The 13,745-nt window shown below is 58.5% G+C and carries 7 protein-coding genes; 1 reads left to right on the top strand and 6 read right to left on the bottom strand.

The features are described 5' to 3' along the window. Positions 1-130: 130 nt before the first annotated feature. Positions 131-1,171, top strand: coding sequence for an NADP(H)-dependent aldo-keto reductase (locus tag PW844_RS28880; RefSeq protein ID WP_299460175.1), 1,041 nt, complete (start codon positions 131-133; stop codon positions 1,169-1,171). A gap of 58 nt (positions 1,172-1,229) precedes the next feature. Here the strand turns inward: PW844_RS28880 and lplT are convergent, their stop codons facing one another. From lplT to PW844_RS28850, 6 genes are all read right to left on the bottom strand, one after another. After that, positions 1,230-2,420 (bottom strand): lysophospholipid transporter LplT, encoded by a 1,191-nt coding sequence (lplT, locus tag PW844_RS28875; RefSeq protein ID WP_299460172.1) that lies wholly within the window; start codon positions 2,418-2,420, stop codon positions 1,230-1,232. Continuing rightward, complete coding sequence (aas, locus tag PW844_RS28870) at positions 2,417-4,567, bottom strand: bifunctional acyl-ACP--phospholipid O-acyltransferase/long-chain-fatty-acid--ACP ligase (RefSeq protein WP_299460170.1); 2,151 nt, start codon at positions 4,565-4,567, stop codon at positions 2,417-2,419. Before aas ends, lplT begins: the two co-directional genes overlap by 4 nt. Before the next feature lie 178 nt (positions 4,568-4,745). Beyond that, positions 4,746-6,152: an efflux transporter outer membrane subunit gene (locus PW844_RS28865; RefSeq protein ID WP_299460167.1), complete on the bottom strand. Its 1,407-nt coding sequence runs from the start codon at positions 6,150-6,152 to the stop codon at positions 4,746-4,748. Positions 6,153-6,155: 3 nt separating this feature from the next. Further along, entirely contained in the window at positions 6,156-9,257 is a 3,102-nt protein-coding gene (locus PW844_RS28860; RefSeq protein WP_299460164.1) for an efflux RND transporter permease subunit, read from the bottom strand. Next, entirely contained in the window at positions 9,254-12,481 is a 3,228-nt protein-coding gene (locus PW844_RS28855) for an efflux RND transporter permease subunit (protein ID WP_299460161.1), read from the bottom strand. The genes PW844_RS28860 and PW844_RS28855 overlap by 4 nt, the downstream gene beginning before the upstream one ends. Then, a complete protein-coding gene (locus PW844_RS28850; RefSeq protein WP_299460158.1) occupies positions 12,478-13,734 on the bottom strand; it encodes an MdtA/MuxA family multidrug efflux RND transporter periplasmic adaptor subunit in 1,257 nt (418 codons plus the stop codon). Before PW844_RS28850 ends, PW844_RS28855 begins: the two co-directional genes overlap by 4 nt. Between the last annotated feature and the right edge of the window lie 11 nt (positions 13,735-13,745).

Genomic DNA, 13,745 nt, shown 5'->3' with positions numbered 1-13,745 from the left:
TCGCCTGCGGTATTTTTCCAGCTGTGCAGGCGATTTCCCGAACTTTCCCCCCTTCCTTCCGCGCCGTTTCACGCGCTATAGTCCCACAGGACACAACATTCCATTCCATAATGAAAAAAGGAAGCCGGCAATGCACTATCACCGTATCCCCCATAGCACGCTGGAAGTGAGTCAGCTGGGGTTGGGAACCATGACGTTTGGTGAGCAGAACAGCGAAGCCGACGCTCATGCGCAACTGGATTATGCTGTCAGTCAGGGGATCAACCTGATTGATACTGCTGAAATGTATCCGGTGCCGCCGCGCCCGGAAACCCAGGGGTTAACTGAACAATATATTGGCAGCTGGCTGAAGCAGCGTGGCAGCCGTGACAAGATTATCCTGGCAAGTAAAGTCGCAGGCCCGGTACGCGGCGCTGATGCGTCGATTCGTCCTAACCAGGCACTGGATCGTAAAAATATCCGTGAAGCGCTGGACGCCAGCCTGAAGCGCCTGAACACCGACTATCTCGATCTTTATCAGCTGCACTGGCCGCAACGTCAGACCAACTTCTTTGGCAAGCTGGGTTATCAGTACACCGAATCCACCGTGCCGGTCACGCTGCTGGAAACGCTGGAAGCGCTGACCGAGCAGGTACGCGCGGGCAAGATTCGCTATATCGGCGTGTCGAACGAAACGGCCTGGGGCGTGATGCGCTATCTGCAACTGGCAGAGAAGCATGAGCTGCCGCGCATCGTGACTATTCAGAACCCGTATAGCCTGCTGAACCGCAGCTTTGAGGTAGGTCTGGCGGAGATAAGCCAGCATGAAGGCGTTGAACTGCTGGCTTACTCCAGCCTGGCGTTCGGTACCTTAAGCGGCAAGTATCTCAACGGGGCAAAACCGGCCGGGGCGCGTAATACCCTGTTCAGCCGGTTTACCCGCTACAGCAGCGAGCAGTCACAGCTGGCAGTAGCGGCGTATGTGGAGCTGGCGAAGAAGCACAATCTCGACCCGTCGCAGATGGCGCTGGCCTATGTGCGTCAACAGCCGTTTGTTGCCAGCACCCTGTTGGGTGCGACCACGCTGGAACAGCTGAAGACGGATGTGGAGAGTTTTAATCTGACGCTGAATGCGGATGTGCTGGAAGGCATTGAGGCGATTCATCGTCAGTTTACTTACCCGGCACCTTAACCCGCTGCCAGCCAAAATGCGCGATAAATCGCGCTGCTACAATTCGTTCCAGGCGCGGCTAACGCCGCGCTTTCCACCACAACACGACGATCGCCACGGCGAAAATCGCGCCAAACCCGATACCGGTCGCCACCGCCGGAGCACCCAGCTTAATCGCCAGCGTATACAGACCCAGCATCAGCAACATCGCGGTGTTTTCACCGAGGTTCTGCACGGCAATCGCATTACCCGCGCCGACGCTCGCCTTGCCACGTTCCTGCAATAACGCGTTCAGCGGCACGACAAAGAACCCGCCCAGCGCGCCAATCAGCATCAAAATCAGGTAAGCAGGCAGCAAACTGTGCTGCATTGAGAACACCACCACCATCACACCAATCAGCACCCCGGCAGGCATACAGCGGCGCACCGTTTGTAGTGTCACCAGCTTCGCCGCTGCCGCCGCGCCAATCACGATACCGATCGCCACCATGGCATTTAGCGTGGTCGGCGTTTTGTTATCGCTGATTCCCAGCGCCACCGGCACCCACAACACCAGCAGAAAACGCAGTGTCACCCCGGCCCCCCAGAACAGGCTGGTGCCCAATAGCGAGAAGCGGGTTTCGCCGTTGCGCCATAACAGCACCGTAGCATCAATGAAACTGCGCAGCATTACGCCAAAATGCCAGCTCTGACCAGGACGTGCCGCCCTCAGGCGCGGGATAAACAGGTTCGCCACCACGGCTAGCCCGTAAGTCAGCGCACACACTGCCAGTGCCGCCAGCAGATGCCAGTCAGCAAGAATGCCACCCGCCACCGAGCCCAACAGAATCGCGGCGATGGTCGATCCTTCCATCAATCCGTTAGCTTTCACTAACTTCTCACCACGGGTGATTTCGCCGAGGATGCCATACTTCGCCGGGGAATAAGCCGCCGCCCCTACGCCCACCAGCGTGTAGCCAAGGAACGGGTTGAAGCCGAAACAGATAATCAGCGCCCCCAGCAGCTTAAGGCTGTTAGCGAACATCATCACCCGGCCTTTGGCAAAGCTGTCCGCCATCTGCCCGACAAAGGGGGCGAGCAGAATGTAAGTGGCGACAAACAACATTTGCAGAATCGGCTGGCTCCAGTCGGGATAGAACTGATTTTTCAGCACCGCCAGCGTGGCGAACAACAGCGCGTTGTCGCCAAACGCCGAGAGAAACTGCGCCACAATCACTGCCGTCATGTTACGTGACAGCAGGGGTGCATCCGGGTTTACCGCCTGGCTCATGCCTGTTCCTCTTCGGCCAGTTTTTTCAGGCTGACATAGTCAGGTTTACCGCTGCCCAGCATCGGCAATTGTTTCATTACGCGGATATCACGCGGTAACGCCAGCTCCGTTGCGCCGAGTTCACGCAGCGCCTGGTGCAGTTTGTCACGATTAAGTTCACTGTCGGTGGTGAACAGCACCAGCGCTTCACCGCGGCTGCCGTCCGGCCGCAGGGACGCCGCATGTTGTTTCTCCGGCGAGGCTTTCAGGGCGATCTGCTCGACACTCTCCAGCGAAACCATCTCACCGGCGATTTTGGCGAAGCGTTTCGCCCGTCCCTGAATCTGGCAGAAACCGCCCTCATCAAAGCTGACGATATCGCCGGTGTCGTACCAGCCCGCTTCCATTTCACCTTCGCCGTTATCGGCTACCGGCAGTTCCAGCGCGCCTGGGTTTTCCACGCGCAGATAGCCGTTCATTACGTTGGGACCACGCAGTTGCAGGCGACCGCCCTGCTCGATGCCTGCCACCGAAATCAGACGCGAATCCATCCCCGGCAGGATACGTCCCACGGTGTGCGATTTCGCCGCCATTGGCACGTTAATCGCCACCACTGGCGCACACTCGGTCACACCGTAGCCTTCAAGAATACGGATGCCGTATTTTTCCATGTAGATCTGGCGCGTCCCTTCCTGCAATTTTTCCGCACCGGCCACCACATAACGCAGACGGGCAAAATCGTAAGGGCTGGCGAACCGCGCATAGTTGCCGAGGAAGGTTGAGGTGCCAAACAGCACGGTACAGTTGCGGTCATACACCAGCTCGGGCACTACACGGTAGTGCAGCGGGCTGGGGTAGAGGAACACCTCTGCCCCGGTCAGCAATGGCGTGAACAGACCCACAGTCAGACCAAAGGCGTGAAACAGCGGCAGCGCCGACATAAAGCGGTCACGCGGGGTGAAATCCGCCACGGTACGAATCTGCTCGACGTTAGCCAGCAGACTTTTATGGGAATGCACCACCCCTTTAGGATGGCCTTCCGACCCTGAGGTAAACAGTACCATCGCCGCATCTTCCGGCTGTTGCGCCACCTGTGCGCGACGCGGCATCAGCAGATGGGTCAGGATCCACAATTTGTCTTTGGTGGTGACGGTGTCGCGCAGGTCTTCGAGGTAAATCCACTTCACCTCACTCAACCCCTCTGGCAAATGCCACAGGTTGCCTTTATCCAGGAACTGGCGCGAGGTGAACACGGTTTTCACCTGCGACGCGGTCAGCGCCGCACGCATTCCATTGACCCCGGCGGTGTAGTTGAGCATCGCCGGAACGCGTCCACGCAGTGACGCCCCGAGAATCGCCGCTGCTGTCACCGTGGCATTGGGCAGCAGCAGACCAACATATTCCCCCTGCTGGCTGTAACGTTCGAGGATACGCCCGACGCCCAATGCTTTTTTCAGCAGGCCGGTATAGCTGTCGGTTTTGAAGTTGATGTCTTCGATGCAGGGCTTAAACAGGCCGTAACGGGTGCGTGCATTAAGGAACGCAGTGAATAACGTTTCACGCGGACGCACCGCCATGCGCGCTTCCATCATCACATGATGTAAGTGCTCACCAGCCAGCAGACGACGGTCACGCGCACGTGGCGCTTCTGGCATCGGGATCACGGTGGCTGGCAACACAGTCAGGGTGATGCGGGGGAACAGGCGACGTTTAAACACCCCGGCGAGGCGGCCAAACGGGGTATATTCCGCGCCTTCGATACGCATTGGCACCACGCTGGCCCCCGATTTTGCCGCCACAAAACCGGCGCCGCTGTAGATCTTCATCAGCGAAGCGGTAACGGTGATACGGCCTTCCGGGAAAATCACCACCGGACGACCTTCGTTGATCAGGCGGACCAGATGCTTTATCGACATCGGTTTGGTGGGATCGAGCGGCACGAAGTCGATCATTGGCTTCAGGATACGCATAAACCATTGATCGCTGATCGAGGAATAGACAGCAAACACCGGTTTAATTGGCAGGAATAAGGCTACCAGCACACCATCAAGAAATGACATGTGGTTGGGGGTGATCAGCACTTTAGGTTTGTGCAGTGCAGCCAGATCACCGCGCAGCTCGACGCGCCATAACAGGCGGCAGAGGAAACGCAGGCAGGTGAATAACATGCCAGCTCCTTAGCAGTCGTGAAAAATGGCCCCTACGATGCAGGATTCGCGCATTTTCGACAAGTGGGAGCTGCTGCAATGCGTGATAAATACGCACCAAACCGTAGCGGCGCAATTTATTGTGCAACCGCGCGCGATGAATCGCGCCGCTACAATAGGTGCCAGTTATGAGTAATGTTTACGGTTTCATTTCATCCTGCCATCCACCGCCCAGCGCAGCAATCAACTCCACACTACTCACCCACTGAGTACTCTGCAACGACAGCAAACTCTGCTGCTCACTCAGGCTGGTATTCTCAGTCGTGGCAACGTCGAGATAATCAATCATCCCCGCCTCATACTGATTACGCGTCACCCGCGCCGATTCCTGCGCTGCGGTGGTCGCCAGCTGCTGTGAAACAATCTCGCCTTTCAGCGTGTTCAGCTCCACCAGGTAATCCTCCACTTCCTGCATCCCTTGCAGCACCGACTGCCGATAGCTGGCCACGCTGGCATCGTAGGAAGCACGTGCCTGCTCCACTTTCGCCGAAGTCGCGCCAAAGTCGAGCAAGGTGCCACTCAGCTCCGGCCCCAGCGACCAGACACGGTTGGGCAGCGAGAACAGGTTGCTGAAGGTGGAAGAACTGACACCGCCGCTGGCGCTTAAGGTCAGGTCCGGGTAGTAACCGGCAATCGCTACGCCCACCGCAGCGTTCGCTGCTGCCACGTTACGTTCGGCATAGGCGATATCCGGGCGGCGCTGCAACAGCTGCGACGGTACGCTGTGCGGGATATCCGGCAGGGTGGCATCCAGCTTCGCCACCGGCAGAGAGAAATCGGCAGGTGCGCGGCCCAGCAGCAACGCGATGGCGTGCTCCAGCTGCGCGCGCTGCCACTGATAATCCTGCGCGGAGGCGCGAGCGCTTTCCAGCTGCATCTGCGCCTGCGCCAGGGTGGCGCGTGATTCGCTGCCCGCCTGATATTTGTTTTGAATCACCGTCAGATAGCGTTGATAAGCATCGACGCTGCGCTGATAGAGGGCGATTTTCTCGTCCATAATGCGCAGCTGGAAATAGTCCTGCGCCAGCTCAGACTGGGCGCTAAGGGTGATATTCGCCAGCTCGGCGGCGCTGGCCTGGGCGCTGGCTTTGTTCTCTTCCAGCGTGCGACGCAATTTGCCCCACAGATCCAGCTCCCAGCTAGCGCTCAGCTCGGCCTGATGGCTGTTGCTGACGCTACGCTGGCCAGTGGTGCTGGCGCGGCTGCCGCTGCGCGTGCTGGTGGCATCGTAGCTCACCGACGGGAACAGCTCGGCACGTGACTGCGATGCCAGCGCCTGGGCTTCACGGTACTGGGCGGCATAGTTCGCCACGTTCTGGTTAGAGATGCTGACCTGACGCAGCAGGCCATCGAGGGTGGCATCGTGGTACACCGCCCACCATTCGCCTTTGCTCTGATCATCCTGCGGCGTGGCCTCGGTCCAGCCTTGCGCCTCTTTAAAATGGGTCGGCATTGCCATCGTCGGACGCTGATAATCAGGACCAACGGTACAGCCTGCCAGCAGCAGCGCCATAAAGATCGGGGTAATTCGTAACGACATTTTCATGGATCAGGATTCCGCATGACGCAACCGCCGCCACTGACGTTTGGTGGCGCGGCTCAGACTATCGAGCCAGAGATAAACAACCGGCGTGGTAAACAAAGTAAGCAACTGGCTGAGCGCCAGGCCACCGGCAATCGCCAGACCAAGCGGGCTGCGCAGGTCGGCATCGCCACCGCTGCCCAGTGCCAGCGGCAGTGCGCCGAAGAAGGCCGCCAGCGTGGTCATCATGATCGGACGGAAGCGCATCAGGCAGGCCTGAGTAATCGCCTGACGCGGCGTCATGCCCTGACGACGTTCAGCGTCGATGGCAAAGTCGATCATCATAATGGCGTTCTTTTTCACGATACCAATCAACAGGATAATGCCGATCAGCGCGATCACCGTCAGTTGCGTATTAGTCAGCAGCAACAGCAGCAAGGCCCCGACGCCTGCCGACGGCAGCGTAGAAAGAATGGTGAGCGGGTGGATATAGCTTTCGTACAGCACGCCGAGCACGATATACACGGCCGCCAGCGCCGCCAGAATCAGCCACGGCATGGTGGCGGTCAGCTGAGAAAACGCGGCGGCAGTCCCGGCAAAGCCCGCCTGAATATTGGAAGGCAGCCCCAGTTTCGCCATCGCCTGCTTGATAAGCTGCTGCGCCTGTTCCAGCGAGACGCCGTCATTCAGGTTGAAGGCGATGGTGCTGGTAGCAGACTGCCCCTGATGCGCCACCGAAAGCGGTGCATTGCCGCCGACAAAAGTGGCAAAGGCTGAGAGCGGCACCCGGTCGCCACTGTCATTGACGACAAACAGCTCTTTCAGGATATTCGGGTCACGGGTGTAGCTGTCCTGCAACGACATCACCACATGGTACTGGTTAAGCGTGTGGTACAGCGTGGCAATCTGCCGCTGGCTGAAGGAGTTGTTCAGCATGGTATCGATCATCTGTACGTTAACCCCGAGCATCTTCGCCCGGTCGCGATCGATATTGATCACCACTTCCTGGCCGCCGGTTTGCGAGTCGGAATCCACGCTGTTCAGCTGCGGGATCGCCGCCAGCGCCGCCTGCACTTTCGGCGTCCAGGTGCGCAGCACATCCAGATCGTCGGCCTGCAAACTGTATTGATAAGTGGCGTTGGCGCTGCGGCCACCAATATGCAGATCCTGCGCCGCCATCAGGAACATCTGTCCCCCGGCAATATGGCTGGTCTTCATACTCAGGCGGTTGGCCACTTCGGTGGCGGTGGCGGTTCGCTTATCAAAATCCTTCAGTCGCACAAAGAAGTTGGCGCTGTTACGCGAACCAAACATGCCGCTGCCCATCGACGACATCACGCTTTCGACTGCCGGGTCAGACTCGATGATTTTGGTAAACTGCAACATCTTCGGCTTCATCGCCTGGAAAGAGATGTTCTGATCGGCGCGCAACGCGCCCATCAGCAGCCCGGTATCCTGATTGGGGAAGAAGCCTTTCTGCACCACCGAATACAAAAACAGGTTCAGCAACACGGTAAGCAGCAAGCTGAACATAGTCATTTTCTGGTGCGCCAGCACCCAGGCCAGACCACGCGAGTAGGCAGCCAGCAGCGCATTCAGCTGGTTTTCAATAAACTGATACAGCGGATGCGGGCGTTTGCTGACTTTCGGCTTCGGTTTCAGCAGCCGCGCGCACAGCATCGGCGTCAGGCTGAGCGAGACAAACATCGAGATCAGCAGCGAGATGGAAAGCGTCACGGCAAACTCGCGGAACAGACGGCCGACGATACTCCCCATCAGCAGAATCGGGATGAAGACCGCAATCAATGACATGGTCATCGACAGCACGGTAAAACTCACCTCCTGCGCCCCACGCAGCGCGGCGCGCAGTGGACTTAACCCTTCTTCGATATGGCGGGTGATGTTTTCCAGCACCACAATCGCATCATCGACCACAAAGCCGGTCGAGATGATCAACGCCATCAGCGACAGGTTATCGAGGCTGTAACCCAGCAGATACATCACCGCACAGGTGCCAATCAGCGACACCGGCAGCGCCAGCGCCGGTATCACCACCGCCTGCACATTGCGCAGGAAGACAAACACCACCGCAATCACCAGCATCACGGCGATCAGCAGCGTCTCTTCGGTGTCATACAACGACTGACGCACCGTCGGGGAACGGTCCACCACCAGTTTCAGTTGGGTATCGGCGGGCAGATCTTTTTCCAGGTTCGGCAGCTGCGCTTTGATGGCATCAATGGTATCCAGCATGTTAGCCCCGGCCTGACGCGTGATACCGATCATCACCGATGGCGTAGCATTGAGGAAACCGGCCTGATACTTATCTTCAATCGAGTCGTACACGGTCGCCACATCATGCAGCCGCACCGCTTTGCCGTTGTTATAGCTGACGATCAGATTGCGGTACTGTGCCGCTTTATCCAGCTGTCCGTTGCTGTCCACCAGCCACGACTGGCTGCTGCCCTGCAAAATCCCTTTCGGCAGGTTGGTGGTGCTGTCGGCGATGGCGCTACGCACCGTATCCAGTGAAATACCGTATTGCGTCAGCTTCTGCGGTTGCAGATCGATGCGCACCGCAGGCAGCGCACTGCCCATCAGCGACACTTCACCAACGCCCTGCACCTGGCTCATCGCCTGTTCAATCTTGCTTTCCGCCAGGTCGTAGAGCTCACCCGGCGTTCGGGTGGCGGAGACCAGCGCCAGCATCACAATCGGCGCATCGGACGGGTTGGCTTTACGGTACGTCGGCAGCGATTCCATCGAACTTGGCAGCAAACTGCGCGCCGCGTTAATCGCCGCCTGCACATCACGCGCCGCGCCGTTGATATCGCGATCCAGTTCAAACTGCAAAATGATGGTGCTGGAACCCTGCGAACTGCTCGACGTCATCTCGGTGATGCCCGCGATCTGCCCGAGCGAACGTTCCAGCGGTGTCGCCACCGTGGCCGCCATGGTTTCCGGGCTGGCCCCGGCAAGACTGGCGCTGACCATGATGGTGGGGAAATCCACCTGCGGCAGCGGAGCCACCGGCAGCAGCCGGTAGCCCAACAGGCCAAGCAGCATGATCGACAGCGTCAGCAGCAGAGTGGTCACCGGGCGGAAGATAAACAGCCGCGTCAGATTCATTGCTCGCCTCGCGCCTGCTGCTGTTTACGCTGCACAAAACGCTTGCCACGCTGCGCCCAGCCATCAAACCACAGGTAAATCACTGGGGTGGAGAACAGCGTCAACACCTGGCTGACGATCAACCCGCCGACGATCACCAGGCCGAGCGGCTGGCGCAATTCAGCGCCAGAACCGGAGGCCAACATCAGCGGCAATGCCCCCAGCAGCGCCGCCATGGTGGTCATCATAATCGGACGGAAACGCAGCAGACACGCCTGATGAATCGCATCGCGTGGGCTCATCCCCTGCTTGTTTTCCGCTTCCAGCGCAAAGTCGATCATCATAATGGCGTTCTTCTTCACGATGCCGATCAACAGGATCACCCCGATCAACGCAATCAGGCTGAACTCGCTACCGGCCAGCAGCAGCGTCAGCAGGGCACCCACCGCCGCCGACGGCAATGTGGAGAGAATGGTGACCGGATGAATAAAGCTTTCATACAGAATGCCCAGCACCACATACATGGTGATCAGCGCCGCCAGAATCAGCCACAGCGTGTTGCCGGTGGCGCTCTGGAACGCTGAGGTTTCCCCCTGATAACGCAGGGTGATACTCGACGGCAGATTCAGCTGCTGCGTCACCTCGGTAATCGCCTGCTGCGCATCTTCCAGTGAATAACCGCTGCTGAGGTTAAACGACACCATCACCGCCGGGAACTGGTTGAGGCGCATATGCATCAGAGAACCGGTGCGCTCATGGATGGTGGCGATCGAGGTCAGTTTCACCATGCCAGTCGTACTGCTGGTGCTGGATGAGGTCGAACTGCTGGAGCTGTCCGATGAACTGGAGCTGGAGCTACTGCTGCTGGACGAGCTGCTGGTGGTGGTCGTGGAGCTGCTACTGTCGCTGCTGCTGGTCGACGGTTGCAGATAGACATCATCGAACGATGCCGGAGACTGCTGATAAGTGGGTGCCACTTCCAGCACCACGCGATACTGGTTCGCCTGGGTAAAGATGGTAGACACCAGACGCTGACCAAAGCTGTTGTACAACGCGGTATCGACGTCAGAGGCGGTAATGCCGTAGCGTGCCGCTTTATCACGGTTCAGTTCCACATAAGCCACGCGGCCCTGATCCTGTAAGTTGCTCACCACACCATTAAATTCCGGGCGTTTCTGCAAGGCGGCAATCAGCTGCGGCGTCCATTTCACCAGGTTTTCGCTGTCAGCATCGTCCAGGGTGAACTGATACTGATTCGGCGTGACCTGGTCGTTGACCGTTAAATCCTGCGCCGGTTGCAAATAAAGCTGGATACCCGTCACCTGGGTCGCCGCCTGTTGCAGCTGTTTAATCACCACATCGGCTTTGTCATCACGCTCGCCAAACGGCTTGAGGTTGATCTGCATACTGCCGCTGTTGAGGCTGGTATTGGTGCCGTCGATGCCGATGGTCGAGGACAGGCTCTCCACCGACGGATTTTGCAGGATCACTTTTGCCAGTGCCTGCTGCCTTTTCGACATTTCACTAAAGGAGACATCCTGCGAGGCAAGGGTGACGCCCTGAATCAGGCCGGTATCCTGGGTCGGGAAGAAGCCTTTCGGAATCACCAGATACAGCACCGCCGTCAGCGCGAACGTCGCCAGCGCCACCAGCAACGTCAGCTTCTGGTGATTCAGCACGATAGTCAGCATGCGGTCATAGCCGCGCACCAGCTTGTCAAAAAATTCGCCGCCTTTGCGTGAGAAACGGGACTGTTTTTCCGGCGGGATATGCTGCAACAGATAAGCACACAACATCGGGGTCAGCGTCAGCGACACCAGCATCGAGACGAGGATCGACACCGCCAGGGTGATGGCAAATTCGCGGAACAAACGCCCGACCACATCGCCCATAAACAGCAGTGGGATCAGCACCGCAATCAGCGAGAAGGTCAGCGAGATAATGGTAAAGCCAATTTGCTGGGAACCTTTCAGCGCCGCCTGCATCGGCGTTTCGCCCTCTTCCAGCCGTCGCGAGATATTCTCCACCACCACAATCGCATCGTCGATCACGAAGCCGGTGGCGATGGTCAGCGCCATCAGCGACAGGTTGTTCAGGCTGAAGTCCGCCAGGTACATCACGCCGAAGGTGCCAATCAGCGACAGCGGCACCGCGACACTGGGGATCAGCGTCGCCGCGATATTGCGCAGGAACAGGAAGGTGACCATCACCACCAGCGCCACCGACAACATCAGCTCAAACTGCACGTCACTGATCGAAGCACGAATGGTTTGCGTACGGTCGGAGAGGATGGTCATCTTCACGCCATCCGGTAACGCCGCCTGCAACGTGGGCAGTTTGGCTTTGATGGCATCCACCACCTGAATGACGTTTGCCCCCGGCTGACGCTGTACGCTTACCACAATCGCCGGGCTGTTATTGGCCCATGCTGACTGGAAGCTGTTTTCCGGCCCCTGCTCGATATGAGCAATATCTTTCAGGCGCAGTGCGGCACCGTTCTGATAGGTGATAATCAGGTTGCCGTACTCTTCAGCGGTGCGCAGCTGGTCGTTAGCGTCGATGGTGACCGAATGGTATTTGCCGTCGAAGCCGCCTTTTGAGCCGTTCACGTTGCTGTTGCCGATCAGGGTGTTGACGTCTTCCAGCGTCAGGTTATGTGCTGCCAGTGCTTTCGGGTCCATCTGGACACGAATCGCCGGTTGATGGCCCCCCGCCAGCGTCACCATACCGACGCCAGAAATCTGTGACAGCTTCAGCGCCACACGGGTGTTGACCAGATCCTGCACTTCGGTGAGCGGCAGGGTATCGGAACTGGCCGCCAGGGTGATTACCGCGGTATCTGCCGGGTTGACCTTTTTATAGGTCGGCGGATTAGGCAGATCGCTCGGCAGCAGGTTGTTCGCGGCATTGATCGCCGCCTGCACTTCCTGTTCCGCCACATCCAGCGACAGATCAAGGCTGAACTTCAGCGTAATGATTGAGGACCCACCGGAGCTGGTGGAGGTCATCTGGCTTAAACCCGCCATCTGCCCCAGCTGCCGCTCCAGCGGCGAAGTGATCGATGAGGCCATCACGTCCGGGCTGGCACCCGGATACAGCGTGGTGACCTGAATGGTCGGATAGTCCACCTGCGGCAACGCCGAGGTGGAGAGGAATTTATAAGCGAAGATCCCGGCGATCAGCACGCCCACCATCAACAGGATGGTGGCGACCGGCCGCTGGATAAACAGGCGTGACGGATTCATTTGGCCTCGGCGGTCGCAGTCGGTTTGCTCTCATCGGCCAGCGTCACTTTACTGCCGTTGGTCAGACGATCGATACCCTCCGTCACCAGACGTTCGCCTGGCTCTACCCCTTTCAAAATCGCCTGGAAATCTTCACCAAAGGTCGGACCGGTGGTGACCGCTTTACGCGTCACGGTGTTGTCTTTATTGATGACAAACACAAAGCTGCCATCGCTGCTCAGTTGCAACGCCTGGGCCGGGATCACCGTGGCGTTTTTCAGGGTGTCGGTTTGCAGGCGCAGATTGACGAACTGATTAGCAAACAGCGACTCGTCTTGGTTGGGGAAACTGGCTTTCAGCTCGATGGTGCCGGTGCTGGTGTCGATTTGGTTGCTGATATATCTCACTTCACCCTGCGCCAGCACCGTGGTGTTGTCCTGATCAAACGCCGTTGCTGGCAGGCTTTGCTCGTTGTGCAGCGCTTTGGTCAGCTGCGGAATGTTGCTTTGCGGCACACTGAAGGTCACTGCTGCCGGTTGCATCTGCGTCACCACCACGATACCGGTGGTATCGGTGGTCTGGATCATATTACCCGGGTCCACCAGACGCAGGCCCACACGGCCGCTGACCGGCGAGGTGATGCGCGCGTATTCAATATCCAATTTTGCACTGGCGATCTGCGCTTCATCCGCTGCCACCGCACCGCGATACTGGCCAACGGTCGCCATCTGGGTATCCAGGTCCTGGCGCGCCAGTGAGTCCTGCGCGTAGAGTTTTTTGTAGCGTGCCAGCGTCAGTTCGGCACTTTTCAGCAGCGCCTGGTTCTGATTAAGATCGCCCTGATATTGCGCCAGCGTCGCCTGGTAGCTGCGCGGATCGATCTGCGCCAGCAGCTGGCCCGCCTGCACTTTCTGTCCTTCGGTGAAGTACACCTTATCCAGCTGACCCGCCACCCGGCTGGTAACCGTCACGCTGGCATTGGGCACCACCGTCCCCAGCGCATTCAGATACACCGGCACATCGGCGGTGGTGGCAACGCCACTGTGCACCAGGGTCGCCCCCCCCATCATCATCGCCATGCCCGGCGGGCCACCGGCGGCACGGTGACCACTGCGCCCACCGTGTTCACCACCCGGCGGCATTCCGCCTGGCGGCATCCCCCCGCGTCCACCGACTACGCGCCAGATCACGCCAGCCACAATTAACAGCACAACTAACAGGAGCAGCCATTTCAGCCAGCGAGAGAAAGCGGATCGAGGAGCGTTGGTCTTCATTGAGTTTTTAG

The sequence above is a fragment of the Pantoea sp. genome (assembly GCF_028283705.1).
GTDB lineage: Bacteria > Pseudomonadota > Gammaproteobacteria > Enterobacterales > Enterobacteriaceae > Pantoea.
Note: the sequence above shows the minus strand (reverse complement) of the source record. Positions and strands in the feature narration are given on the sequence as shown.